The organism is Streptomyces sp. NPDC037242, assembly GCF_055604165.1.
On sequence record NZ_JBVJUY010000046.1, the window covers coordinates 34,416 to 56,579 of the forward strand.

Genomic DNA, 22,164 nt, shown 5'->3' on the forward strand with positions numbered 1-22,164 from the left:
AAGACGTGAAAGGAGGAAATTTTACCATCGGACCCGTGGCGCGACGGGGGCGCGGGGCTGCGGGACACCGGGCTACGGGGCCACAGGACCCAGTTCCCCGGCCCGCACCTGGGCGAGGTGGGCGGTGATCTCGACCGTCGCGCGCCCGAACCAGTCGGCGATGACGGCGATCTCGTCGGAGGTGTACTCGGCGAACACCGCGCCCAGCCGCGCGTAGAAGGGCTCGTACACGGCGAAGATCCGTGCGGCGGTGTCCGCGTCGGCCACGACCCGCACCCGGCGCCGGTCGGCCGGGTCGGGCCGGCGGCTCGCGTAGCCGGACCGCTCCAGACGGTTGAGGACTCCCGTGACCGCACCCGTGGTGAGCTTCGTCCGTTCGGCGAGCTCGCCCGCGGTGAGCGGGGTGTCCCCGGCGCCCAGGATGTGGCCCAGGCACGTCAGGTCGGTGACGTTGATCCCGAGCAGCTGCGCCACTTCCTGCTGGCCGATGAGGCCCAGCGCGATGTAGCTGTCCATGCGTGAAAGCGCCTCCCCGGCCGTGGCCGCGGGGCGGGGCTTGCCCTGCACGCGAATACTCCTTAGGATCTAAGAGGCTTAGTTCGTGAGATGTTTATCTTGCTGAATAAGTCATCCCGCTTCCGTTCCGAGCCTACTGTGGCCCGCCCCACCGTCCTGCCAGGGAGAACCATGAGTGCGCACGGCGACGTCGACCTCGGCCACACCGTGGCCGGCTGGACCGGCACCATCCTCGCCCTGCTGGGCTGCACCGGAGCGGGTGTGGCGTTCTGCGCCGCCTGGGCGCCCGGCATCTGGCTCGGCCTCGGCGTCGTCGCCGCGGCCGCGCTCGTCACCTGGCTGCTGCACCTGGCCGGCTGGGGCAAGCCGAGCGGCCCCAGGGCCCCCGCCGACTGGGACTGGCGCGTCCGGGACACCGCCGCCCGCGACGGGCACCCCGACTGCCTCGGCTGCCGCCTCAGCGGGCCGCGGCGCGCCGCCGCGGCGGCGCCCGGGCCCCGCCCCGCCGTGCCGCTGCCGGCCGCGGACAGCGGCGCATGACCCCCTGTCGCGAGATGTCGATCCCCCGTTTCACGGACGTTGTGGCCAAAGGTTCGATTCATTCCGTACGCCCCGGTTGGCCGCGCTTGGCGTGTGGCGGGGGTGACGTGTGGGCAGGATCGAGACGGCCGCACGTGCGGCCCGCGTGGAACGTTGAGAAGGATCAGCACAGATGGCAACAGGCACCGTGAAGTGGTTCAACTCGGAGAAGGGATTCGGCTTCATCCAGCAGGACGACGGCGGCCCCGACGTGTTCGTGCACTTCTCCGCCATCCAGACGACCGGCTTCAAGGAGCTGGCGGAGGGCGCGAAGGTCGAGTACAGCGTGACCCAGGGTCCCAAGGGTCCTCAGGCGGAGCAGGTGGTCACCATCGGCTAGCGCCGCTTCACGAGTCCAGCCCGTGAGGGTGAGCCCCGTCGGATCTCCGGCGGGGCTCACGCGCGACCGGCCCCGGCCGGTAGCGTGGCCCGCGTGATGACGGGCACCCCGGACACGCGGCTGATCGTGCTGCGCGGCAACTCCGCCTCGGGCAAGTCCTCGGTCGCGGCGGGGATCCGCGCGCGCCACGGACGCGGCATGGCCCTCGTGGCCCAGGACAACCTGCGGCGCGAGGTCCTGTACGAACGGGACACCGTCGGCGCCGCCAACATCGGGCTGATCGGCAGTGTCGCGCGGTACGGCCTGGACCACGGCTTCCATGTGATCGTCGAGGGGATCCTCTACGCGGACCGGTACGGCCCCATGCTCGACGCGCTGCGGCGGGCGCACCGGGGGTCGACCCACCTCTACTACCTGGACGTGCCGTTCGAGGAGACCCTGCGGCGGCACGCGACCAAGCCGCAGGCCGCCGAGTACGGGGAGCCGGAGCTGCGCGAGTGGTACCGGCCGCTGGACCTGCTGCCGGGTGACTGGGAGAGCGTCGTGGCGGCCGGGGACTCGCTGGAGGCAACCGTGGACCGGGTGATGAGGGAGACGGGCCTGGACGGCCGCGGCGTGCCGGGCTAACCCGCCCGGTGCAGGGCCAGGAGCAGCGCCCAGATGCGGTCCGCGAGCTCCGCGGGGTCCGCCGGCACGAGGCCGTGCAGCCAGTCCGCGAGCACCCCCGTGAAGGCCGCGGCCACCGCCGAGGCCACCAGGTCGGGTCGCGGGGCGCCGACCGCCGCACGCTCGGCGCGTGCGCGGGCCCGCAACTCCCGGTGCAGGCGCTCGCCAAGCGGCCCGCCGCCGCCCGGCAGGAGCAGCGCGCGGTACAGCGGGGCCCGTTCGGACGCGCCCCCCAGGAACTCGGCCAGGTCGGCCGGCGGCCGGGCCGGGGCGCGCGACCCGGGGCCCGTCTGCCAGGTGTGCAGGGCGTCGACCGCCGCGTGCACCACGTCGGCGCAGGCGTCCACCGCGAGCGCGGTGAGGTCCTCGTAGTGCAGGTAGAACGTGGCGCGCCCGACGCCGGCCCGGCGGACCACTGCCGAGACGCTGACCTCGGCCAGCGCCCGGTCCGTGCACTCCGCGAGGAGGCCCTCGCGCAGCCGCGCCTTGGTGCGGGCGGTACGGGGGTCCGTACGCGGATCCTCGGCGCTCATCCGGCGAGCAGCGCCGCACCCAGGGCGAGGGCGCCGGGCAGGGCCTGAGCGACCAGGATCCGCCGGTTGGCGGTCGCGGCCCCGTACACCCCGGCCACGACCACGCAGACGAGGAAGAAGACCTGCGTGGCGAGCGAGTCGATGACCAGCGACCAGACCAGGCCGGCGGCGAGGAACCCGTTGTAGAGGCCCTGGTTGGCGGCGAGCGGCGCGGTGAGCCGGGCGGTGTCCGCGTCGAAGCCGGACAGCGCCCGGCCGGGCGGCCGCTGCCACAGGAACATCTCCAGCACCAGGATGTACGCGTGCAGTGCGGCGACGGCGCCGATGAGGACCTGAGCGACGGTGTGCACGGGGACCTGCCTTGGGGTCTGATGGATTCCGGTAAGACTTCCTGGACAACTGTACAGGAAATCGGTCGCGCTCCAGGGCGCCCGGCCAGTGGGCGGCGACGGCACGGATACCCTGACCGCATGACCGTGCTCGTTTACGAAGACTTCGGCGCAGGCCGCCACCGCGAGAGTTCGCTGATCCGCCACGCGCTCGGCAGCGCACACGACGAGGTGCTGGTCGCGGGCCTCGCCGGCGGGATCGGCTTCATGTACTTCGTGTTCGAGTACGCCGGCCGGCCGCCGATCGCCACGATCGTCGCGCAGGCCCACCCGCACCCCTGGGTGCAGACGGCGCTCGGGCGGCTGCACGTCCCGTACCTGGCCACCACCAGCGCCAAACCCCGCCTGAACCGGGTGCACGGCGCGCTCGACGCCGGGCTGCCCGTGTTCTGCGTCGTCGACCGGTCACTGCTTCCCTGGCACGCGGCGGCGCAGAACCCCGAGATGGCCTCCGCCGATCCGTACACCGTGGTCGTCGCGGGGTACGAGGGCGACACCCTGTACGTCGAGGACGGGGCCGAGACCCCGTACCGGATCGACCGGGAAGAGTTCACCGCCGCCTGGTCGGGGCACCGCAAGGGCCGCCACCAGATGATCGTGCCCACTGGGCCGCCCACCGACGAGCCGGACCTCGACGAGGCCATCGCCGCCACGGTGGCCCGCCTCACCGGGCCTGTGCTCGGCAACCACTTCGACGTGAACTTCGGCTTCTCCGGCATGGAGAAGTTCGCCGCCCAACTGCGCGACACCAGCACCAAAACGGGTTGGGAGCGGCGCTTCGGCTCGTCCCCGGAGGCCCTCGGCGCGGGCATGGGCCGGCTCCACGCCTGCCTGGAGGAGGAGTGGACGTCGCCCGGCGCGACCCGGCCGCTGTACGCCGACTTCCTGGACCTCGCGGGCCGACCCGAGGCGGCGGCCCTCTTCCGGGACTCCGGCCGGCAGTGGTCGCGCCTGGCCGAACTGGCCCGTACGGCCGACCCGGCGGCGGACGCCGAAGGCCGCCGGGCCCTCTTCGACGGTTGCGCGGACCTGGTGGACGGGGCCCTGGCCCTGGAGCGACGGGCCGCCGGGCTCCTGAGCGGGAGCTGAACCCCCGCTCAGGCGGCGCGTCTCACGGCCGGGCGGCGCGTCTCACGGCCCGGCCACGGAGATCGCGGAGACCGGGCAGGCGCGGGCGGCTTCCCGCACGAGCCGGCTGCCGTTGCCGTCCTCGTGGCCCGGGACCAGCTCGCTGAACCCGTCGTCGTCCTGGGTGAACACCTCGGGCGCGGTGAGGGCGCACTGGCCGGCGCCGATGCAGACGGCCGTGTCGATGTCGATGCGCAGTGACGTCACGCCCCTCACCAGGCCACGGGGAGTTCGACCATGCCCTGGATGGTGTCCCCGGACTTGAAGGGGATCCGGTCCGGGTCGGCCGCCAGCCGCAGTCCGGGCAGCCGCCGGAAGAGCGTGCCCAGGGCGATCTCCATCTCGGCACGGGCCAGGTTCTGCCCGAGGCACTGGTGGATGCCGAAGCCGAAGGCCAGGTGGTGCCGGTTGGACCGGTGCCAGTCCAGCGCGTCGGGGTCCTCGAAGACCTCCCCGTCGCGATTGATCACCGAGGTCGAGAAGACCACCCCGTCATCCGGGCGGACCGTGACACCGCCGATCTCGATGTCCTCGGTGGCCACCCGCAGCATCCCGTCGGCGATGGACAGGAATCGCATCAGCTCCTCCACCGCCGCCGGGAGCAGCACCGGGTCCGAGCGGAGCTCGGCCAACTGCTCCGGGTGGCTGAGCAGGGTGAACGTACCGAGGGAGATCATGTTCGCCGTGGTCTCGTGCCCGGCGATCAGCAGGATCGCCGCCAGCGACACCAACTCGTCGACATCGGTCTCGCCGGTCTCCAGCCGCTGGGTGACGAGCTCGTCCAGGAGCCCGTCGCCCGGCTCCCGGCGCTTGCGCTCGATCAGCTCGCGCAGGTAGCCGTTGATCCGGTCGCGGGCGTCCTCCACATCGGCCGCCTCCGGCCCGCGCAGCAGCCGGCGCGACTCTCCCTCGAAGAACTCGTGGTCCTCGTACGGGACTCCGAGCAGCGCACAGATCACCATCGACGGCACCGGCAGCGCGAAGGCGCTGACCAGCTCCGCCCGCGGGCCCCGGGCGACCATCGCGTCGATCAGCCGGTCCACGGTCTCCTGGATCCGGGGCCGCAGGGCGGCGGTCCGCTTCAGGGTGAAGCTGGGGATCAGCATCCGGCGCTGGGCGTTGTGCTCGGGATCGTCCACCCCGAGCAGGGCGGTGCGCCGGTCCTTGAGGCCGGAGAAGCGCTTGCTGGGGAGCGGGAAGGCGGCGTTCTGCCGGTCGGCAGAGAGCCGCCGGTCGGAGAGCAGGGCACGCGCCTCGGCGTGCCCGGTGACCACCCACACCGAGCGGCCGTCGAAGAGGGTGACCCGGGAGAGCGGCCGGCTCTCCCGCAGGGGGTCGTAGGCGGCCGGCGGGTGGTAGGGGCAGGTTCGGTCCTGCGGGAAGTCGACGGGTTCGGGGGAAAGGGGGTCGGGGGCCAGGAAGTCGGGGGCAACGGGTTCGGTGGAGACAACGGGTTCGGACATACGAGCACCTCGCAAGCGGTGGTTCCGTCTCGCCAGCCCTATTACATGCTCTAGGCACCTATCCCACCTATGCCACTTTCGGCCAGATCGGGCATGTTCGCCCGCAGGGCCCATCCGGCCTCCGGGCCGGGCCCCGCGGGCTACAGGTGCGCGTCCAGGAACGCCCGGAACTCCTCGCGGGTCATCGGGCCCGCCTGGCTCGCCACCGCCTCGCCGTCCTTGACGAGGACGACGGTCGGGGCTCCCGCCACGCCGTAGCGCCTGGTCGGCCCGGGGCACCGGGTGATGTCCGTACGGACCGCCGTCAGCCGCGTCCCGTACTCCTCGGCCAGCTCGCCGACGATCGCGTCCATCGCCCTGCACGCCTCGACCGCCTTGGGCCAGCTCCCGCAGAAGTAGGCGAGAACCGGCCCGCCGCCGGCCATCGTGAGGATGAAGTCGAACTCCTCGTTCTCCAGCGGCTGATGTACCCGACGTGCCATGAGTGGTGCTCCTGCTCCGTGTGCGCGGTGATCCGTACGGCGGACTCCATTGTCAGTGCCGGCTGCGAAGCTGGGCCGCATGGACGACAGGATGCTCCGGCGCCGGGTCTACGGCGCCGACCACGACGACCCCGACCCCGGCCCGCAGCCCGGCCATGTCTACGGCGAGCTCGTGGGCGGTCCCCTCGACGGGCTCCTCCTGGACATCACCGGCTGGAGCGGGCGCCAACTGGCCGAAGAGGCCCGGCTCCCCACGGAGATAGGGCGGTACGGCGCGGGCGGCCGGGCCCACTACCGCCGCCGCGCGGGCGGTGGGGACCGCTGGGACTGGGCGGGCGACAGCCCCTGACCGGCCCCGCCCCGCCCGCGCCCGGCCCGCTCGGCTCAGCCGGCCGCTGCGCCCCGGCTGACGCTGCGGGCCCACAGGACGAGCGGGATCTGCAGGGGCAGCCGCCCGATCGTCGCGGCCCGCACACCCGGGGATCCGTGGCGCGCGTCCACCGCCATCTTGACGTTCGCCGGGAACACGCCGACGAAGAACACCGCCGTCGCCAGCGCCGCCGCCCGGCGGGTGCGCGGGTGGGCGACCCCGACGGCAAGCGCCAGCTCCGCCACGCCGCTCGCGTACGTCCACTGCCGCGGGGTGCCGGGCAGCGAGCGCGGGACGGTCGCGTCGAACTGCTTCGGCGCGACGGCGTGCGCCACCGCAGCCGTGGCGAGCAGGCCGGCGAGGAGCGCGGGGGAGGAGGGGGTGCGCGGCATCGGGAGTTCCTCTCTGAGGGCTTGGGCCCGGTGATCCTACTCGCCGGTAGCCACGGCGGGCAGGGGCCCGCGAGGGCCGTCGGCACCCCCCGGTGGCCGCCCCGCAGGATTCTTTGAAGAATTTCCCGGGGAGCCGTCGATCCGGGCGGCTCCCGTTCGACGCAGGGGTGAGAGGCGGGGAGAGCCCCCGCCCTCACGACCGAGGAGTCACCATGCCGCGCTTCCTGACCCTGATCCGCATCGACGAGCAGAACCTGCCCCCCGAGGAATTCCCCGCCGACTTCGAGAAGCGCATGGGCGCGCTGCTGGAGGAGATCACCAAGGCCGGCGTCATGCTCGACACCGCCGGGCTGCTGCCCACCTCCCAGAGCACCCGGCTCAGCTGGTCCGGCGGAAAGATCAGCTACACCGACGGCCCCTTCACCGAGACCAAGGAGGTCGTCGGCGGCTACTCCATCACCCAGTGCAAGGACAAGGCCGAGGCCATGGAGTGGACCAAGCGCTTCCTCGAGATCCACCCGGCGAGCTGGAACGTCGGCGCCGAGGTCCGGGAGATCCAGGAGATGTGATCCGCGATCCCTGATTCCTGATCCGCGACCCGCGACCCGCGACCCGCGACCCGCGACCCGCGACCCGCGACCCGCGATCCGCGTTTGCCCTGCCGCGTCACGGCTGCTCTGATGGGTGGCCGTGACGGCAGCGAGCACGGCCCAGGCGGTCGAAGCGGTGTTCAGGATCGAGTCCGCCCGGATCATCGCGGGGGTGGCCCGGATCGTGCGCGACGTCGGCATCGCCGAGGAGCTCGCGCAGGACGCCCTGGTCGCCGCCCTGGAACAGTGGCCGCAGTCGGGCATCCCCGACCGGCCCGGCGCCTGGCTGACGACCACCGCCAAACGCCGCGCGATCGACCTCGTCCGCCGCAAGGAGGCGTACGCGCGCAAGCTCGCCGAGGTCGGCCGGACCCTGGAGGACGTAGCACCGCCCGCCGAGCCGGCCGACCCGGAGGACATCGACGACGACCTGCTCCGGCTGGTCTTCACCGCCTGCCACCCGGTGCTCGCCACCGATGCCCGCATCGCCCTCACCCTGCGCCTGATCGGCGGGCTCACCACCCCGGAGATCGCCCGCGCCTTCCTCACCACCGAGCCGACCGTCGCCCAGCGGATCGTCCGGGCGAAGCGGGCGCTGGCCAAGGCCGGGGTGCCGTTCGAGGTCCCGTACGGAGCCGACCGCGAGGAACGGCTCGCCTCCGTCCTGGAGGTCATCTACCTCGTCTTCAACGAGGGCTACTCGGCGACCGCCGGCGACGACCTCGTCCGCCCCGCCCTCTGCGAGGACGCGCTCCGGCTGGCCCGCGTCCTCGCCGCCCTCATGCCCAAGGAACCCGAGGTGCACGGGCTGGTGGCGCTCCTGGAGTTCCAGGCCTCCCGGATCGCCACCCGCACCGGCCCCGACGGCGAGCCGGTGCTCCTCGCCGACCAGAACCGGTCCAAGTGGAACCGCATGCTGATCCGCCGCGGAGTCGAGGCCATGCACCGCGCCGGCACCGGCCCGTACTCCCTCCAGGCCGCCATCGCGGGCTGCCACGCGGACGCCGTGCGCTACGAGGACACCGACTGGCGGACCATCGCCACCCTCTACGAGCGCCTGGTCGTACTGGTCCCGTCACCGGTGGTCGAGCTCAACCGGGCGGTCGCGGTCTCCATGGCCGACGGCCCCGGGCCGGCGCTCGCGCTGGTGGACGCGCTGACGGCGGAACCGGCCCTGCGCGCCTACCACTTGCTGCCGAGCGTACGGGGAGACCTGCTGGAGCGGCTCGGCCGGCGGGCGGAGGCCCGGGCGGAGTTCGAACGGGCCGCCTCGCTCACGCGCAACGCGCGGGAACAGGCCCTGCTGCGCAGGCGCGCCGCCCGCCTCGAAGGCTGACGCGCCCGCGGCCGCGCCGCCCCGTCAGGCCCGGCGGCCGTACCCGGCGACGTCGAGCGGGGTGCGCACCGGCCGGCGCGGCGCCGTCAGCGCGATGGGCCGGCGCAGCGAGCCGTACCGGGCGATCTCACGGACCGTCAGCCGCAATGCCTCCTGGAAGTCCTCCATGGTGCGCCGGGCGACGGGAGTGTCCACGTACATGGAGTTCATGTGCAGCCCCTCCCTGTCCCGCTGGAACCAGGAGCAGGTGCCGTTCGCGGTCGCCGACCACACATGGGTCGAGGGCCGCCAGTCCTCGTGCCGCTCGGCGCCCGGACACCGGCGCATGTCGATGTACGAGAAGAAGTTCACCGGGTAGGGCCAGGAGCGGGCGCCGAACTCCTCGGGCGCCAGCAACTGCCAGGCCCGGACGAACGGGACGTCGATGTGTTCGAGCATCTCGCTGAATCCGGCCCGTACGGCGGCGATGACCTGGGCGAAGTCCCGGCCCGGCGAGGCGTCGAACTCGATGGGCATCGTGTTGACGAACCAGCCGATCGAGTCCGACCAGCCGGACCGGCCGCGCTCGCTCACCGGCAGGAACCCGCGGTAGACACCCGGTCCGCCGGCCTCGCGCAGACAGACGGCGACGGCGGCGAGCAACCCCATGAAGGGCTTGCCGTCGACCGCCAGACAGGCCTTCTCGAACACCTCGGCCTCGCCGGCGTCCAGCAGTTGCGAGGCCTCGCTGACGATCGGGTACATCCGGCCCGGCTCCACACCGAGTTCGAGCGGGAAGCGCGGGAAGAACTCGCCGCCGCCGCGCGCGATGAACGCCTTCCAGTTGTCCAGCCGTTCGTCGGTGGCGTCGATGGACAGGTAGCGGCTGCGCTGCTCCTCGGCGAAGTCGAGATAGCTCGGCGCGGGCTCGACGACGTGCTCCTCGCCGCGACACAGGGCCTCGTACACGCCCTGTACGTCCTTGACCACGATCGGCATCGACAGGCCGTCGCAGACGATGTGGTCGAAGGCCAGGTACACGGTCGCGGAGTCCTCGCGCAGGACGGCGCCCATCGTGAACAGCGGCCACGACAGGGTGTCGATGCTCCGCTTGAACCGTTCGACGAGGAAGTGCTTGAGGGCCCCGGACGTCTCGAAGGCGGCCACCGGCTCGGAGTCGAGGGCGAGTTCGTCGGGAGGGATGGGCGCGCACGCCAACTCGCCCGCGAGACGGCGGAACTCGCAGCGCAGCACCTCGTGACGCTGCACGAAGGCCAGCAGGGACCGGGTCAGCGCGTCCTCGTCGAGTGCTCCGGCGACCTCGAAGGTGACCGCCACCCACGAGGCGATCGGGTCGCCGTCGGCGCGGCTCTCCTCGGCGACGGTGAAGTGCTTGTCCTGGTTGAAGGACGCCTGCCGGTCCGCCGCGTCGTCCGGCCCGCAGGCCTCCGCCGCAGTGGACCGCAACCGCCATTCGACGACCCGGCCGGGTGCCATGTGGTGCATCTCCAGAGGAAACTGCCGCATTCCGTCATCCCTTCGCCCCCAGAGTCAACCCCGAGGCCCTAACGACACCCGCCCCACGGAAGTGACGCCCACCTGGGGGGTTCACCGGCGGCGGAGCAGGGGCCGCAGGAGGCGGCGCAGTGGCGAGTCGGGGGTCGCCGGCCCGGAGCCGTGGGGCTGCGGCCGGGTGGTGCGGGCCTGCGGCCAGGGGTACTGGGATTCGAGTTCGTCGGCCACGCGGATCAGGAAGGCGCGGAACTCGCTCTCCCCGTAGGGCTGTTGGCCGGGGTACGGCGTGAAGCCGGCCGTCAGCGGCTCGTCGTGGAGCGCGGCGGCGCGCAGGCTCGCCACCTGCGCGGGGATCGGCCGGTCGGTGACCGGCTCGACCTGGAGGGCGAGGGCGTAGCGGCTGACCAGTTCGTCGCCCAGCTCCAAGCCGCAGCTGTGGTACATCGCGTTGTAGAGGATGCCGTTGACCATCCCCAACACCCACGGCTCGATCATCCCCGCGCCCCCTGCGCCCTGGTGCCACTGTTCCCCGCCGCACTCTAGTGCGCGTCCGGAGACCGCGTTTCAGCAGCCCAGCAGGGTGCGGAGGTGGGCACAGGCCCCGGCCTCGGTGGTGTGCCCGGCGACGGGCTCGTACGCGCCCCGCTCGAACACCCCGGTCTCCCAGCCGCCGTCCGGCCGGGCGCGCAGGTACACGAAGTCCGTCGGGGTGGGCGCGGGCTCGTGGACGCCCTCGATCCAGTAGTACCCGGCGGGCACCCCGGCCTCCCGGAGTGCCCGTTCGAGCGCCTGCCGGTGGCTCACGCGGGGGCGGGGGCCAGATAGCCGTTGTCGAGCAGCCACTTGACGTTCAGGCGCTGGCCCGCGCCCGGGTCGAGGAAGGCCGCGTCGAGCTTGATCTGCCGACCGCCGCCCGGCTGCTCGAACCAGGGGGCGATGGAGCCCTCCCAGACGACGAACGGCTTGGTCACCCGGTAGGCGTGGTAGTCGCACGGGAAGGCCGCGTCCCGGGTGTTGAGGTTCTGCGGGGGCAGCGCGCGCTTGGCGTACGGGTCACCGGCCGGGGCGAGGTACGAGCCGAACTCCGAGCCGAAGCGGTCCAGGCGCTCCCCCTCGGCCAGCAGCGCGGGGGCCTTGTCGACGGTGCCGTTGACCTCGCCGAACCCGTCGTTCGGCGGGTACTTCCAGGTGCCCGTGTCGGCCGGCCCCTCCCAGTACTTCTTCAGGAAGTCGGCGGAGGAGAGCTTTCCGGTGCGGTGGTAGTGCTTGAGCAGGGGCCCGACCGGCTGCTGCCACTTGTGCGGCAGGTGCTCCGGGCCCAGCCGCTTGTCGCCCTCGAACTCGCCGGTGCAGGGGGCCTTCGCCGCGGCCGCGGCCGGGGGAGCGGCCGGCCCGGCCGGGGCTGCCTGGGCGGCGGGGGCGGCCGCGAGGGCGGCGGTGACGCCCATCGCGGCGAGGACGGCACGGATCCTCAGGTCGGTACGGCTGCGCTCCACGCGGGACTCCTCGGGGGTGACGGCGGCTGTCGATGCGCGGCACACAGTAGTGAAAGATCGCCGGAGAGTGATCAACGCCGGGCGCTAACCGGCCATCCGTGTCGGGGTCGGGCGCAGGCCCGGGCCGACGCCGTGGAGCGCCGGCTCCGGAGCCGTGAGCGCCGGGATACGGCCCTGAGCTGGGGCATTTCAGGCTCAAAACCGTCTACTCCGTGTGCAGGACCGAGGCGATCGTCAGCCGGGCCGCCGAACGGGCCGGGGCGAGGGAACCCAGGACGGCGATGGCGACACCCGCGAGCAGCAGCGCGGCCAGTTGGGGTGCGTGCCACACGTCCTTCATGGCCTCCGGGAAGCGGACCATGCCGAGGTTGTCCACGACCAGCCGGTGCGCGACGATCCCGAGCGGGAGCCCCAGCATTCCGCCGACCGCGCCCACGCCCGCCACGGAGGTCACCGTCATCACGACGACCTGGCGCGGGGTCATCCCGATCGACTTGAGCATGCCCAGGTCGCGGCGGCGCTCCCGGATGTTCAGGAGCACGGTGTTGAAGACGCCGAGCGAGGCGACGACGGTCAGCAGCACGGTGAACACCGACGAGAAGCCGACGACGGTGACGGTCGCGGTGTTCGTGGACCGCTCCGTCTCCGCCTTGAGGCCCGGATCGATCGCGTCGACCGCATCGGCATAGGCGCGGGCGTCGGTGCCGGGGGCGAGGCGGACCGTGTAGTCGACCGCGCGGGTGCCGGGGGCGAGCAGGTCGAGCGTCTCCCCGGTGGAGTCCAGGTTCCGGGCATCGCCCTCGATCAGTTCCCCGACGATGACCGAAGGCACCTGGCGACCGTTCAGCTCCAGCGTCACCTTGTCGCCGACGGACAGCCCCCGCTCGGTCAGGAACTGCGGGCCGACCACGATCTCGCCCGCCCCCCGGGGCAGCCGGCCCGCCGCGATCTGGCCGGTCGCCGGGCGAGGGTCCCCGCGGTAGAAGCTCGCGAAGGCGGGCTGTGTGTGCCCCACCAGGCTCACCTGCGCGAGCGCGCGGGCTTCGATCCGCCGCGCCCCCGGCAGGGAGCGCAGCCGTTCCTCGATCTGCGCGTCGCCGATCGCCGGTTGCAGGCCGCGGCCGCCGGGCGTGCCCGTCAGTACGTCGACCCGCGGGCCCTCGTCTCCCCGGGAGGCCTCCCCGTACGCGAGCATCGTGCTGGTCAGACCGGTCGCCAGGGTCACCGTCGTGACACCGAGGACGATGGCGGCCATGGTCAGCAGCGTGCGGGCCGGGCGGACGAACGGCTGGCCCAGTCCCAGGCTGACCGCGCGCGGCAGCCGGGTCGAGGCGAGCAGGCGCTGGACGCGCAGCCCGCGGCCGGTCCTCGGCGCACCGCCGGTGCTGATCGCCAGGGCGGCCGGCAGCCGGTGCGCCCGCAGGGCCGGGAGCAGCGCGGTGAACAGGACGAGGGCCGGGATGCCCGTCAGGCAGAGGAGGTTGGTCCGGGGGGCGACCGTGGCGACGGAGGCCCGGCCGGTCTCGATGCCGGAGAAGGCGATCTCCAGGATGGGGCCGGCCAGCGCGTTGCCGAGCAGGGTGCCGAGCACGCATCCGACGACGGCGGGCACCGAGACCATCGTCAGGTAGACGGCGACGACCTGGCCCGGCGTGAAGCCCAGGGCCTTGAGCACGCCGATGTGCCGGTAGCCGGAGACCACGGCGCCACTGATCACGTTGCCGACGATGAGGGTGGCGACCAGCAGGCCGAGGACACCGAAAAGGGCCATGAAGGGGAGATAGGCGTCGGCCCGCGCCGAGAAGGCCTTCTTGAGGGTGAGATGGGACTGGGAGGCGGTCACCGCGTCCGGGGGCAGCGCGGCGGTGGTCCCGGCCAGCGAGGCCTTCAGCCCGGCGTCCGTCGCGGAGTCCGCGAACCGGTAGAGCATCTGCGCGGACGACGGGTGCAGCGCCGCCAGCTGTCCCGGAGTCACCCACGCTGCGGCGGACTTGCTCATGCTGGTGGCGAATCCGACGACCGTGAGCGGCGGGACCCCGGGAACCTCCAGCTTCGTACCGAGGAGCCCGGCGTGGGGAGTGCCGCCGGAGGAACTGTTGACGACGATCTCGCCGGGTGCGTCGGCCCAGCGGCCCAGCGTCAGTTCGACGCGGTCCACCGGACCACCGGGGTCGGCCCGGCCCACCACGGTCAGCGGGCCGGCCGGCATCCAGAGCCAGTCCCCGGGTACGTCGATGACGCTCTGGTGGAACGGCCCCGCGGCGGCCGCCACACCCGGGCGGTGGGCCGTCTGCGCGAGCTGTTCGTCCGAGACCTTGCGGGTGTCGTAGGTGACCACCGCGTGCGCCCCGCGCTGGGCGGCGTACGCCTTGTCGAACGGGCCCGAGGAGGCGTCGAGGAGGGCCAGTGCGAGCAGCACGGTGGTGGTGGAGCACAGGACGACGAGCCCGATGACGAACGTCTGGAGCCGGCGGCGCCTGACGGCGGCGCGGGCGGCCCGCCACACGGCGCTCATGCCGTCGCCCCGATGCCGCCGACGGCCGCACGCCCGTCCAGGTCGTCCAGCGAGCGCTCGCGCGCCACCCGGCCGTCGGCCATCTCGACCAGGCGACTGGCGCAGCGGGTGGCCAGCTTCGGGTCGTGGGTGACGATCAGCAGGGTCTGGCCGATCTGGTTCAGGTCGATCAGCAGGTCCATCACCTGCTCGCCCGAGCGGCTGTCGAGGGCGCCGGTGGGCTCGTCGGCCAGCAGCAGCGCCGGACGGTTCATCAGGGCCCGGGCCACGGCGACGCGCTGGCGCTCGCCGCCGCTCAGCGTGGCCGGGTAGTTGTCGCGGCGGTCCGCGATGCCGAGCTCGTCGAGGAGCTCCAGGGCCCGGCGGCGGGCCTGCCGGGCGGAGGTGCCGGTCAACTGGGCGGCCAGGGCGACGTTGTCGAGGGCCGGCAGGTCGTCGATGAGGTTGAAGAACTGGAAGATCATGCCGACGTCGCGCCTGCGGAACATCGCCAGACCGGTCTCGGTCAGCTTCCCCAGGTCCTGGCCGTGCACCTGCACCGTGCCCGCGGTCGGGCGGTCCAGGCCCGCGACCATGTTGAGCAGCGTCGACTTGCCGCAGCCGGACGGGCCCATCACCGCGACCGCGTCGCCCTTGCGGATCTCCAGGGACAGCCCGTCGAGCGCCTTCGCGTCGCCGTACTCCTTGTGCACACCGTCGAGGCGCACGACCACCTGGCGGGCGCTGTCGTGATTGGTTGTCATGCCACGAACCTAGAAGGAGGGCGGGCGGTGTGCGTCGGCCCCCGGATGTAAGCAACGGGGCGGGTCATACCGGGGATGTACGCGAGCAGCCTCGCCGGAGGGATGCGGACTACACGGGAGGCCTGCGAAGCTGTAGGGGCGTGGATCTTGAGGGGGACGAAGTGGGATGGCTGATCGGAGCGGTGACGGCGGCCTGCGCGGCGACGCTCGCGGCAGGCTGGCTGGGTGTTGCGCTCGTCCGCGCGCGCCGCGCCCACCGGACGGCGATCGAGGAGCGCGGCTGGCTGCTGGAGCGGGAGCGGGAGAGCGCGGCCCGCAGCGCCGTTGATGCCGAGCGGGCCCGCATCGCCGCCGAGCTCCACGACATAGTCAGCCACAACGTCAGCCTGATGGTGGTTCAGGCCGGAGCCGCCCGCGAGGTGCTGGGCACGATGCCGGACGAGGCCGCGGCCGCGATGGGCGCCGTGGAGAACGCCGGGCGCACCACGATGACGGAACTGCGCCACCTGCTCGGCCTCCTCGCACCCGCGCAGGACGGCCGGGACGAGCCGTACGGCACGGCCGGGGAGGTGGAGCTGACACCGCAGCCGAGCCTGAGCCGGCTCAGCCCGCTCATCGACCGGATCGCCTTCGCCGGCCTGCCCGTGGAGGTGCGGATATCCGGCGAGCCGCGCCCGCTGCCGCCCGGGATCGACGTCACGGCGTACCGGATCATCCAGGAGGCGCTGACCAACGCGCTCAAGCACGGGGAAGGGGTGAGGGCCGAGGTGACGGTGCGGTATGCGGAACACGCCCTGCGGGTGGAGGTGCTCAACGACGGGCCCAGCGTCCTGTCGGGGGACCGCCCCGCGGGGATCAGGGCCGACGGCGCCGGGCGCGGGCTCACGGGCCTGCGGGAGCGCGTCGCCGTGTACGGCGGTGACCTCGACGCCCGCCGCCGCCTCGGCGGGGGCTACCGGGTCCGGGCCCGCCTTCCCCTGGACCGGCCGTGACCGTGGAGCCGGGGCCTGCCCCGGCCGCAGGGCCCCGGGTGCTCATCGCCGACGACCAGGAGCTTGTCCGCACCGGGTTCCGGCTCATCCTGATGGCCCGTGGGATCCAGGTGGTGGGCGTGGCCGCCGACGGGGTGGAGGCGGTGTCCGAGGTGCGCCGACTGCGCCCGGACGTCGTACTGCTCGACATCCGGATGCCGCGCATGGACGGGCTGGAGGCCGCCCGGCGGATCCTCGCCGAGGCCCCGGACTGCCGGGTGATCATGCTGACCACCTTCGACCTCGACCAGTACGTGTATGCCGCCCTCTCCGCCGGAGCCAGCGGGTTCCTGCTCAAGGACGTCACCCCGGAACACCTCGCCGCCGCCGTACGGCTCGTCGACACCGGTGACGCGCTGCTGGCCCCCTCGATCACCCGCCGTCTGGTGGAGCGCTGCGCGGCCACCGCGCCGCGGACCGGCCGGGTCCCGGCGTCCCACCGCGAGCTGGAGGCCCTCACCCCGCGCGAGCGCGAGGTGCTCACCCTCATGGGGCAGGGCCTGTCCAACGCCGAACTGGCCCGCGAGCTGACCCTCAGCGAGGCCACGGTGAAGACCCATGTGGCCCGCATCTTCGCCAAGTTGGCCCTGCGCGACCGGGCCCAGGCCGTGGTCGTGGCCTACGAGACCGGTCTCGTCAAGCCGGCCTCGCCCTGACGGAACCGGGAGACCGGTCGGCGCGTCCCAGACGCGCCGACCGGCACCGGATATCCGAGGGGGATGAAGGACGATGCGCAGAACCACAGCCCAGTTCACGTGCATGGCAGCTCTCACCGTCGCCGTACTGCTCACCGGCTGCGGCACCGCGACGAAGGAGGGCCCGACCGGACAGGCGATGCCGGCGTCGCCCGCAGATCCCCTGGCCGAGCGGGCCCGGCCGTGCCCGGTGATCGATACCCAAAGCCCGCAGAGCCCCCCGACCCTGATCGACGGCACCCCGGCCAACACCCCCGAGGCGACGCGGCTGTCCCAGGCCGTCGGCGCGCAAGGACGCGGCGCCTTCGCCGACGTCTACTCCACCCAGATCACCGACCACCCCGCGGGACGCGTGGCCGTGTGCGTCACCGACCTGGCCCGGGGCCGCCTCCTGGTGGCCGCGGCCCACCAGACGGACCCGGAGGCAGACCCGAGCCGGGCCGACCTCTACCTGAGCCCGTACACGCACCGGGTCCTGCGCGCCGCGATGAACAAGGTCATGGCCCTCGACACCGCCCTCCCGAAACACACCTGCTCCGCGAGCCCAGGCGCCACGGGCCTGGAGGTGACCACCTCCGCCGAGGGGGCGGCCTCGGCGGAGTTCAAGAAGCAGCTGGAGAAGGCGGCCGGCGGCATCCCGGTGACCGTCAAGGAGGGCTCCCCGGTCGAGCCCCTGGTGGGCGCCCTCACCCCGGACCCGGCCGCGCCGTAGCACGCGGGATCAGCCCGCCGCCGCGGCCAGCGCCTCGGTCAGTGCCTCGGCGTACGGCCGGCGGCGGCGCCGCAGCGGGGAGAGCACCCCGATGTGCCGGGCGGGGCGCGGGGGCTCGACCCGTACGGCGGTGAGCGCGGCGGCCGGCTCCAGGGACACCTGCGGGATCAGCGCGACACCGACGCCCGCCGCGACCAGGCTCTGCGCGAAGAAATAGTCCGAGGTGGCAGCCGCCACCCGTAGATCGAACCCGGCGAGCGAGGCGTACCGGCGCAGGTACGCCTCGGTCTTCAGACAGCCGAGCACCCAGCGCTCCCCGGCGAGTTCGGCGAGGCCGACCGCCTCCCGCCCGGCCAGGCGGTGGCCTGCCGGCAGCAGCAGCCACAGCGGATCGTCCATCAGCGGCAGCCAGTCCAGCCCCGCCCGCAACGGCAGCGGACCGTCGAAGTGGTACGTCAGTGCCAGATCGGCGGCGCCGGAGCGCACCATCGGCACCGCGGCCTCCGGTTCGGCCTCCACGACCGTCAACTCCACGTCCGGGTGCGCGGCCACGAACCGGGACAGTGCGTGCGGCAGCAGGTGCCGACCCCCGCTGGAGAAGGTGGCGACCGTCATCCGCGGCCGCCCGGCCGTGAGCCGGTCGATCTCCCGGCGGACCTGGTCCAGTTCGGCGGAGATGTTCTCCGCCGCCTCCACCAGCAGCCGGCCCGGCTCGGTGAGGGTGACCCCGCGCGTGGAGCGCACCGCCACCGGGTGGCCGAGGCTGCGCTCCAGCGAGGCGATCTGCTGGGAGACGGCCGACGGTGTCAGGAGCAGGGCCCCGGCCGCCCGGTTGAAGCTCCCGTGCTCGGCCACCGCCCTCAGGATGCGCAACCCGTGCACGTCGATCATCAGTTTTCCTTACGACGGGACCAGCATCTGATCAGTACCGCTGGGGACGATACAACGGCAGTCTCGAACCCATGAAGCGAATTCTTGTCGTCGGAGGCAGCCGGTATTTCGGGAAGCTGCTGGTCACGCGGTTGCGGGAGGCCGGGCACGAGGTGAGCGTGCTCAACCGGGGCCGCGTCGCGCCCCCAGACGGAGTCGGCCACCTCGTCGCCGACCGCGACGACGAGGAGCGGCTCCGCAGCGCGCTGGGCACCCGCACCTTCGACGTGGTCGTCGACCAGGTCTGCTACACGCCCCGCCAGGCCGACATCGCCCGCCGCGTCTTCGCCGGGCGCACCCGGAGGTACGTGATGACCTCCACGATGGAGGTGTACGACCCCGCGCCGCCGACCCCCGAAGCCCTGCGCTACGCCGAGGGCAAGCGGGAGGCGGAGGCGGTGTTCCTCGCCGGGAACCCGGACGGGACCCCGCCCTTCGACTTCGCAGCCGTCCGCACCGCGCACGTCCTGGGCGGCGGCGACGAGGAGTTCACGGGCCGCCTCGCGCACTACGTCGAGCGGATCGGCGCCGGGCGGCCGGTGGCCGTGCACGAAGACCCGTACCCGACCTCCTTCATCCACCACCGGGAGATCGCGCGCTTCCTGCACTGGGCGGCGGAGCAGAGCTTCACCGGTCCGATCGACGCCGCCTCGCACGGCGCGCCGGACGTGCGCGAACTGTCCGAGCTCGTCGCCTCGCGCGTCGGCCGGCGGCCGCGGTACCGGGTGGTCGAGGACGGCGCCGCCGCCTCGCCGTTCTCCTTCGACCGGGCCTACGCCCTGGACAACGGGCGGGCCGCCGCGCTGGGCTTCGAATTCGGCCGGGTCGCGGACTGGCTGCCCGGGGCCATCGACGAGACGGCGGCCGCGGCGCGGACCGGGGCGCAGACCGCGTTCTGATACCGGAACCGGATGACGGCGGCGGCCGTCTGAGGACCCGTGTGGATGAAACGAAGAATCCTGGTACTGCTGTTCGCCCTGCTCACGACGCAGCTGGGCTCCCTGGTGAACCCGGCGTACGCCTGCGGCTGCGGGGCGATGATCCCCGAGGGCTACTCCCGGATCGGGGTCGAACAGGAGACCTCCGTCGTGCGCTGGGACGGCCGCACGGAACAGATCGTAATGAGGTTCACCGTCCGGGGGGACGCGCCCCGGGCGGCCTGGATCATGCCCGTTCCGGGGCGGGCGACCGTGGAACTCGCCGACGGGGCCATGTTCGGCGAACTCACCTGGCTGACCCGGCCCGAGCGCAAGGCCCGCCACCACTTCTGGCCGGGAGAGAAGGACTGGCCCTTCTCCTCCGGGTCCGGGGACATGGTCGGAGCCCCCGCGCCCGGCGCCGCCCGCTCGGTCGACGTCGTGGGCCGCGAGCAGCTCGGGGACTTCGACGTCGCCCGGCTGACCGCGACCGATCCCGACGCGCTGCGGAACTGGCTGGAGGACAACGGCTTCAAGCTGCCCGACGGCCTCGCCGCCGAACTGAAGCCGTACGTCGACCAGAAGTGGGAGTACGTCGCCGTCCGCCTCGCCCCGCGACAGCAGGGCAAGACCTTGCAGGGCCACCTCGACCCGCTGCGGATCCGCTTCGACAGCGACCGGCTGATCTACCCGATGCGGCTCTCCCGGCTGGCCAAGTCCGCCCAGTCCCTGAGCCTGTACGTCCTGGCCGACCACCGTATGGAGCCCGACTCCCCGATCGGGGGCGCCGCCCCGAAGGTGACCTTCGCCGGAACCATCACCCCGAAGGACTCCCTGGCCGGGCTCACCGGCGGCGAGCCGGCCTTCCTCACCGCCATCGAGCAGGAGTTCCCGGAACCCGGCCGCATCAACGGCGACCACGTACTGAGCGCCGACGCCTCCGACACCCCGTACCGCCGCGCGATCTACCACGACGAGCTGCTGACCGTCGCGGGCGGGATCCCGGTCTGGCTCCTGACAGTGGCGGGCGCCACCGCGGCGGCCGTGGCGGCGCTGCTCGTCGGACTGCGGCTGCGCAGCCGCCGCCGGAGCAGCGCCACCTGACGCGGGACACCCCCTAGCGCACCGGGCGGGGCGGCTGCGTCGCCCAGAAGCCGCACTGGTGGTCCGCCGAGAAGGCTGAACCCGCCTGCGTCGACTCGGGGTTGAGCGTGAGGACCGTACCTCGGACATCGGTCGCCGGCCACCGGGCCTGCCCCGGCACGACCGGCGCACCGAATCGGGCGAAGGCGCCCCAGTACCGCTTCATCCGGTCGCCCAGCGCGCTCTGCGCCGGGGTCAGCGGGCGATCGCCCATCGTGAAGTCGTGCAGATAGGCCAGCTCGGCGCTGTGCGCATTGGACTCGTCCAGGCCGGGCAGCTGCGCCCCGGCCAGCGTCGGCGAGTCCGGGTCGTCGAACTCGTATACATACGTGGGTACTTGCGTGGCGAAGAGCTGCGCCGTCCACGCCGTGTGGCAGGCGAAGGTCGAGTCCGTCATGACGGCCGACATCGCCAGGTACGGCGAAGCGTAGGCGGACAGCGGATAGCGCGCGAGCACCTGCGGCCCCGAAGCCCCGTAACCCGCCAGGATCTGCGCGGTGTACTGCTCCGCCGTCAGGTACGGCTGCGACAGCGCGACGAAGAACCGCGCCTCGGATCGGGTGCTCCCGATCAGCACCGGCACCCTGTTCCAGGTCCCGGCCCCGATGGCGGCGGCCGGATCCAGCGGGAGCAGCCCGTCGCCCGACGCCGGACCCGATGTGGGCAGCGTACGGGCCGCTTCGACCAGCGCGGGACCCGTCGCGGCGCGCAGGCAGGCTGCGACCCCGGCCGGCTCGTCGCACCCGGCCCGGGCGGCGAACGCCCGCGCCTCCGCCTCGGCCCGCGCACGGTCCGGCGTACGCAGCAGCGTGCACGGGCCGCTCTGCAACACGGCCCGGTGGAACAGGCCCGCGGCGGACGGGGCGGCCAGCAGCGCGCAGACCGACCCGCTGCCCGCGGACTGCCCGGAGACCGTGACGCTGTCGGGGGCGCCGCCGAAGGCGCCGATGTTCTCCCGCGTCCAGCGCAGCGCCGCGACCTGGTCCATCAGCCCGAAGGATCCGGAACGCCGGGCGTTCTCCCCGGCCAGCTCGGGCAGCCCCAGGTAACCCAGCTGCCCCAGGCGGTAGTTGATGCTGACCACCACGCTGCCGGTGAGCTCGGCCATCGTGCGGCCGCCGAACTGCGTGCCGGTGCCCTGGCTGTACGCGCCGCCGTGCAGCCAGAGGACCACCGGCAACCGGGCCCCGGCGTGCGCGGTGCGCGGCCGGTACACGTCGAGGTAGAGGCAGTCCTCGCTGACGGCCTGCGGATCCCTCAACCCGTACGGTGAGAACTGCAGACACGCGGGCGCCTGCCGGGTCGCCTCCCGTACGCCGTTCCACCGCCGCGGCGGCTGCGGCGCGCGCAACCGGGACTCCCCGACCGGGGGAGCAGCGTAGGGAACGCCGAGGAACTCCTGTGCCCCGTCGTGCGTTTGGCCGCGGAGCACGCCCTGGGAGACGGCGACCTGCGGGCGCGCACCCTCGGGGCCGGTGGCCCGCGAGCCGGGCGATCCGGCGGACGAAGCCGCGGTGGGGGCCGCCGACGCCAGTAGCGCCGTAAGGGCAATTACCGTACCGAGCAGGGGTCTTGCTGAGGTGAACCGCTTCATCAGTCGTCCTGGGGTCGAGGGGGGGGGGGGGGGGGGGGGGGGGGGGGGGGGGGGGGGGGGGGGGGGGGGGGGGGGGGGGGGGGGGGGGGGGGGGGGGGGGGGGGGGGGGG

Annotated in this window: 27 protein-coding genes; 12 read left to right on the forward strand and 15 right to left on the reverse strand. The window is 73.2% G+C overall.

The window, feature by feature from the left end; genetic code table 11:
• Nucleotides 1-72: 72 nt before the first annotated feature.
• The gene (locus ACZ7GJ_RS35590; protein ID WP_470757788.1) at nucleotides 73-567 is read right to left on the reverse strand and encodes a MarR family transcriptional regulator; all 495 of its coding nucleotides are present in this window, start codon (nucleotides 565-567) and stop codon (nucleotides 73-75) included.
• 120 nt (nucleotides 568-687) lie between these two features.
• Here ACZ7GJ_RS35590 and ACZ7GJ_RS35595 point away from each other — a divergent pair, with 120 nt between their 5' ends.
• The 3 genes from ACZ7GJ_RS35595 to ACZ7GJ_RS35605 all read left to right on the forward strand — a co-directional run bounded on the left by ACZ7GJ_RS35595 (nucleotide 688) and on the right by ACZ7GJ_RS35605 (nucleotide 2,062).
• Nucleotides 688-1,056 (forward strand): HGxxPAAW family protein, encoded by a 369-nt coding sequence (locus ACZ7GJ_RS35595; RefSeq protein WP_470757790.1) that lies wholly within the window; start codon nucleotides 688-690, stop codon nucleotides 1,054-1,056.
• Nucleotides 1,057-1,228: 172 nt separating this feature from the next.
• Nucleotides 1,229-1,435, forward strand: coding sequence for a cold-shock protein (locus tag ACZ7GJ_RS35600; protein WP_250739345.1), 207 nt, complete (start codon nucleotides 1,229-1,231; stop codon nucleotides 1,433-1,435).
• 96 nt (nucleotides 1,436-1,531) lie between these two features.
• A complete protein-coding gene (locus ACZ7GJ_RS35605; RefSeq protein ID WP_470757836.1) occupies nucleotides 1,532-2,062 on the forward strand; it encodes an AAA family ATPase in 531 nt (176 codons plus the stop codon).
• On the opposite strand, the gene ACZ7GJ_RS35610 is transcribed toward ACZ7GJ_RS35605, so the two are convergent.
• Both ACZ7GJ_RS35610 and ACZ7GJ_RS35615 read right to left on the reverse strand, forming a co-directional pair.
• Nucleotides 2,059-2,634, reverse strand: a complete 576-nt coding sequence (locus ACZ7GJ_RS35610) for a TetR/AcrR family transcriptional regulator (RefSeq protein ID WP_470757793.1) — start codon at nucleotides 2,632-2,634, stop codon at nucleotides 2,059-2,061. The two genes, ACZ7GJ_RS35605 and ACZ7GJ_RS35610, sit on opposite strands and share 4 nt — an antisense overlap.
• Nucleotides 2,631-2,984 (reverse strand): DUF1304 domain-containing protein, encoded by a 354-nt coding sequence (locus ACZ7GJ_RS35615; protein WP_470757795.1) that lies wholly within the window; start codon nucleotides 2,982-2,984, stop codon nucleotides 2,631-2,633. Before ACZ7GJ_RS35615 ends, ACZ7GJ_RS35610 begins: the two co-directional genes overlap by 4 nt.
• Before the next feature lie 120 nt (nucleotides 2,985-3,104).
• Between ACZ7GJ_RS35615 and ACZ7GJ_RS35620 the strand changes: the two genes are divergently transcribed.
• Complete coding sequence (locus tag ACZ7GJ_RS35620; RefSeq protein WP_470757797.1) at nucleotides 3,105-4,112, forward strand: BtrH N-terminal domain-containing protein; 1,008 nt, start codon at nucleotides 3,105-3,107, stop codon at nucleotides 4,110-4,112.
• Nucleotides 4,113-4,154: 42 nt separating this feature from the next.
• Here the strand turns inward: ACZ7GJ_RS35620 and ACZ7GJ_RS35625 are convergent, their stop codons facing one another.
• From ACZ7GJ_RS35625 to ACZ7GJ_RS35635, 3 genes are all read right to left on the reverse strand, one after another.
• Nucleotides 4,155-4,349, reverse strand: a complete 195-nt coding sequence (locus ACZ7GJ_RS35625) for a ferredoxin (protein ID WP_470757839.1) — start codon at nucleotides 4,347-4,349, stop codon at nucleotides 4,155-4,157.
• Between the two features lie 14 nt (nucleotides 4,350-4,363).
• Nucleotides 4,364-5,614, reverse strand: coding sequence for a cytochrome P450 (locus ACZ7GJ_RS35630; RefSeq protein WP_470757799.1), 1,251 nt, complete (start codon nucleotides 5,612-5,614; stop codon nucleotides 4,364-4,366).
• A 140-nt stretch (nucleotides 5,615-5,754) separates the two neighbouring features.
• Nucleotides 5,755-6,096, reverse strand: coding sequence for a thioredoxin family protein (locus ACZ7GJ_RS35635; protein ID WP_470757801.1), 342 nt, complete (start codon nucleotides 6,094-6,096; stop codon nucleotides 5,755-5,757).
• A gap of 79 nt (nucleotides 6,097-6,175) precedes the next feature.
• Here ACZ7GJ_RS35635 and ACZ7GJ_RS35640 point away from each other — a divergent pair, with 79 nt between their 5' ends.
• Entirely contained in the window at nucleotides 6,176-6,445 is a 270-nt protein-coding gene (locus ACZ7GJ_RS35640; protein WP_470757803.1) for a hypothetical protein, read from the forward strand.
• Between the two features lie 35 nt (nucleotides 6,446-6,480).
• On the opposite strand, the gene ACZ7GJ_RS35645 is transcribed toward ACZ7GJ_RS35640, so the two are convergent.
• Nucleotides 6,481-6,858 (reverse strand): DoxX family protein, encoded by a 378-nt coding sequence (locus ACZ7GJ_RS35645; RefSeq protein WP_470757805.1) that lies wholly within the window; start codon nucleotides 6,856-6,858, stop codon nucleotides 6,481-6,483.
• Between the two features lie 212 nt (nucleotides 6,859-7,070).
• Between ACZ7GJ_RS35645 and ACZ7GJ_RS35650 the strand changes: the two genes are divergently transcribed.
• Together ACZ7GJ_RS35650 and ACZ7GJ_RS35655 are read left to right on the forward strand one after the other, a co-directional pair.
• Complete coding sequence (locus ACZ7GJ_RS35650; RefSeq protein WP_470757806.1) at nucleotides 7,071-7,427, forward strand: YciI family protein; 357 nt, start codon at nucleotides 7,071-7,073, stop codon at nucleotides 7,425-7,427.
• 115 nt (nucleotides 7,428-7,542) lie between these two features.
• On the forward strand, nucleotides 7,543-8,784 hold the full coding sequence (locus ACZ7GJ_RS35655) for an RNA polymerase sigma factor (RefSeq protein WP_470757808.1): 1,242 nt from the start codon (nucleotides 7,543-7,545) through the stop codon (nucleotides 8,782-8,784).
• 24 nt (nucleotides 8,785-8,808) lie between these two features.
• Here the strand turns inward: ACZ7GJ_RS35655 and ACZ7GJ_RS35660 are convergent, their stop codons facing one another.
• The 6 genes from ACZ7GJ_RS35660 to ACZ7GJ_RS35685 all read right to left on the reverse strand — a co-directional run bounded on the left by ACZ7GJ_RS35660 (nucleotide 8,809) and on the right by ACZ7GJ_RS35685 (nucleotide 15,032).
• Complete coding sequence (locus tag ACZ7GJ_RS35660; RefSeq protein ID WP_470757810.1) at nucleotides 8,809-10,290, reverse strand: condensation domain-containing protein; 1,482 nt, start codon at nucleotides 10,288-10,290, stop codon at nucleotides 8,809-8,811.
• Nucleotides 10,291-10,371: 81 nt separating this feature from the next.
• The gene (locus tag ACZ7GJ_RS35665; RefSeq protein WP_470757812.1) at nucleotides 10,372-10,773 is read right to left on the reverse strand and encodes a hypothetical protein; all 402 of its coding nucleotides are present in this window, start codon (nucleotides 10,771-10,773) and stop codon (nucleotides 10,372-10,374) included.
• 69 nt (nucleotides 10,774-10,842) lie between these two features.
• Nucleotides 10,843-11,082, reverse strand: coding sequence for a hypothetical protein (locus ACZ7GJ_RS35670; RefSeq protein ID WP_470757814.1), 240 nt, complete (start codon nucleotides 11,080-11,082; stop codon nucleotides 10,843-10,845).
• Nucleotides 11,079-11,726 (reverse strand): TNT domain-containing protein, encoded by a 648-nt coding sequence (locus ACZ7GJ_RS35675; protein WP_470757841.1) that lies wholly within the window; start codon nucleotides 11,724-11,726, stop codon nucleotides 11,079-11,081. Before ACZ7GJ_RS35675 ends, ACZ7GJ_RS35670 begins: the two co-directional genes overlap by 4 nt.
• A gap of 253 nt (nucleotides 11,727-11,979) precedes the next feature.
• Nucleotides 11,980-14,289: an ABC transporter permease gene (locus ACZ7GJ_RS35680; protein WP_470757816.1), complete on the reverse strand. Its 2,310-nt coding sequence runs from the start codon at nucleotides 14,287-14,289 to the stop codon at nucleotides 11,980-11,982.
• Nucleotides 14,286-15,032, reverse strand: coding sequence for an ABC transporter ATP-binding protein (locus ACZ7GJ_RS35685; protein ID WP_470757818.1), 747 nt, complete (start codon nucleotides 15,030-15,032; stop codon nucleotides 14,286-14,288). The genes ACZ7GJ_RS35680 and ACZ7GJ_RS35685 overlap by 4 nt, the downstream gene beginning before the upstream one ends.
• Nucleotides 15,033-15,172: 140 nt before the next feature.
• On the opposite strand from ACZ7GJ_RS35685, the gene ACZ7GJ_RS35690 reads away from it, so the two are divergent.
• The 3 genes from ACZ7GJ_RS35690 (at nucleotide 15,173) to ACZ7GJ_RS35700 (ending at nucleotide 17,470) form a co-directional block, all read left to right on the forward strand.
• Nucleotides 15,173-16,024, forward strand: coding sequence for a sensor histidine kinase (locus ACZ7GJ_RS35690; protein ID WP_470757820.1), 852 nt, complete (start codon nucleotides 15,173-15,175; stop codon nucleotides 16,022-16,024).
• Complete coding sequence (locus tag ACZ7GJ_RS35695) at nucleotides 16,021-16,719, forward strand: response regulator (RefSeq protein WP_470757822.1); 699 nt, start codon at nucleotides 16,021-16,023, stop codon at nucleotides 16,717-16,719. The genes ACZ7GJ_RS35690 and ACZ7GJ_RS35695 overlap by 4 nt, the downstream gene beginning before the upstream one ends.
• A gap of 73 nt (nucleotides 16,720-16,792) precedes the next feature.
• Nucleotides 16,793-17,470: a hypothetical protein gene (locus ACZ7GJ_RS35700; protein WP_470757824.1), complete on the forward strand. Its 678-nt coding sequence runs from the start codon at nucleotides 16,793-16,795 to the stop codon at nucleotides 17,468-17,470.
• Nucleotides 17,471-17,479: 9 nt separating this feature from the next.
• Here the strand turns inward: ACZ7GJ_RS35700 and ACZ7GJ_RS35705 are convergent, their stop codons facing one another.
• Entirely contained in the window at nucleotides 17,480-18,361 is an 882-nt protein-coding gene (locus ACZ7GJ_RS35705; RefSeq protein WP_470757826.1) for a LysR family transcriptional regulator, read from the reverse strand.
• Nucleotides 18,362-18,432: 71 nt separating this feature from the next.
• Between ACZ7GJ_RS35705 and ACZ7GJ_RS35710 the strand changes: the two genes are divergently transcribed.
• Together ACZ7GJ_RS35710 and ACZ7GJ_RS35715 are read left to right on the forward strand one after the other, a co-directional pair.
• Nucleotides 18,433-19,299, forward strand: coding sequence for an NAD-dependent epimerase/dehydratase family protein (locus tag ACZ7GJ_RS35710; RefSeq protein ID WP_470757828.1), 867 nt, complete (start codon nucleotides 18,433-18,435; stop codon nucleotides 19,297-19,299).
• A 45-nt stretch (nucleotides 19,300-19,344) separates the two neighbouring features.
• Nucleotides 19,345-20,421: a DUF2330 domain-containing protein gene (locus ACZ7GJ_RS35715; protein WP_470757830.1), complete on the forward strand. Its 1,077-nt coding sequence runs from the start codon at nucleotides 19,345-19,347 to the stop codon at nucleotides 20,419-20,421.
• Between the two features lie 13 nt (nucleotides 20,422-20,434).
• On the opposite strand, the gene ACZ7GJ_RS35720 is transcribed toward ACZ7GJ_RS35715, so the two are convergent.
• The gene (locus tag ACZ7GJ_RS35720) at nucleotides 20,435-22,054 is read right to left on the reverse strand and encodes a carboxylesterase/lipase family protein (RefSeq protein WP_470757832.1); all 1,620 of its coding nucleotides are present in this window, start codon (nucleotides 22,052-22,054) and stop codon (nucleotides 20,435-20,437) included.
• Between the last annotated feature and the right edge of the window lie 110 nt (nucleotides 22,055-22,164).

Excerpts from the sequence above, each read along its gene's own strand:
- ACZ7GJ_RS35685 (WP_470757818.1), bottom strand. The coding sequence starts at position 15,032 with ATGACAACCAATCACGACAGCGCCCGCCAGGTGGTCGTGCGCCTCGAC.
- ACZ7GJ_RS35635 (WP_470757801.1), bottom strand. The coding sequence starts at position 6,096 with ATGGCACGTCGGGTACATCAGCCGCTGGAGAACGAGGAGTTCGACTTC.
- ACZ7GJ_RS35665 (WP_470757812.1), bottom strand. The coding sequence starts at position 10,773 with ATGATCGAGCCGTGGGTGTTGGGGATGGTCAACGGCATCCTCTACAAC.
- ACZ7GJ_RS35605 (WP_470757836.1), top strand. The coding sequence starts at position 1,532 with ATGACGGGCACCCCGGACACGCGGCTGATCGTGCTGCGCGGCAACTCC.
- ACZ7GJ_RS35620 (WP_470757797.1), top strand. The coding sequence starts at position 3,105 with ATGACCGTGCTCGTTTACGAAGACTTCGGCGCAGGCCGCCACCGCGAG.
- ACZ7GJ_RS35710 (WP_470757828.1), top strand. The coding sequence starts at position 18,433 with ATGAAGCGAATTCTTGTCGTCGGAGGCAGCCGGTATTTCGGGAAGCTG.
- ACZ7GJ_RS35595 (WP_470757790.1), top strand. The coding sequence starts at position 688 with ATGAGTGCGCACGGCGACGTCGACCTCGGCCACACCGTGGCCGGCTGG.
- ACZ7GJ_RS35600 (WP_250739345.1), top strand. The coding sequence starts at position 1,229 with ATGGCAACAGGCACCGTGAAGTGGTTCAACTCGGAGAAGGGATTCGGC.
- ACZ7GJ_RS35675 (WP_470757841.1), bottom strand. The coding sequence starts at position 11,726 with ATGGGCGTCACCGCCGCCCTCGCGGCCGCCCCCGCCGCCCAGGCAGCC.
- ACZ7GJ_RS35645 (WP_470757805.1), bottom strand. The coding sequence starts at position 6,858 with ATGCCGCGCACCCCCTCCTCCCCCGCGCTCCTCGCCGGCCTGCTCGCC.
- ACZ7GJ_RS35720 (WP_470757832.1), bottom strand. The coding sequence starts at position 22,054 with ATGAAGCGGTTCACCTCAGCAAGACCCCTGCTCGGTACGGTAATTGCC.
- ACZ7GJ_RS35650 (WP_470757806.1), top strand. The coding sequence starts at position 7,071 with ATGCCGCGCTTCCTGACCCTGATCCGCATCGACGAGCAGAACCTGCCC.
- ACZ7GJ_RS35630 (WP_470757799.1), bottom strand. The coding sequence starts at position 5,614 with ATGTCCGAACCCGTTGTCTCCACCGAACCCGTTGCCCCCGACTTCCTG.
- ACZ7GJ_RS35680 (WP_470757816.1), bottom strand. The coding sequence starts at position 14,289 with ATGAGCGCCGTGTGGCGGGCCGCCCGCGCCGCCGTCAGGCGCCGCCGG.
- ACZ7GJ_RS35715 (WP_470757830.1), top strand. The coding sequence starts at position 19,345 with ATGAAACGAAGAATCCTGGTACTGCTGTTCGCCCTGCTCACGACGCAG.
- ACZ7GJ_RS35705 (WP_470757826.1), bottom strand. The coding sequence starts at position 18,361 with ATGATCGACGTGCACGGGTTGCGCATCCTGAGGGCGGTGGCCGAGCAC.
- ACZ7GJ_RS35640 (WP_470757803.1), top strand. The coding sequence starts at position 6,176 with ATGGACGACAGGATGCTCCGGCGCCGGGTCTACGGCGCCGACCACGAC.
- ACZ7GJ_RS35700 (WP_470757824.1), top strand. The coding sequence starts at position 16,793 with ATGCGCAGAACCACAGCCCAGTTCACGTGCATGGCAGCTCTCACCGTC.
- ACZ7GJ_RS35660 (WP_470757810.1), bottom strand. The coding sequence starts at position 10,290 with ATGCGGCAGTTTCCTCTGGAGATGCACCACATGGCACCCGGCCGGGTC.
- ACZ7GJ_RS35610 (WP_470757793.1), bottom strand. The coding sequence starts at position 2,634 with ATGAGCGCCGAGGATCCGCGTACGGACCCCCGTACCGCCCGCACCAAG.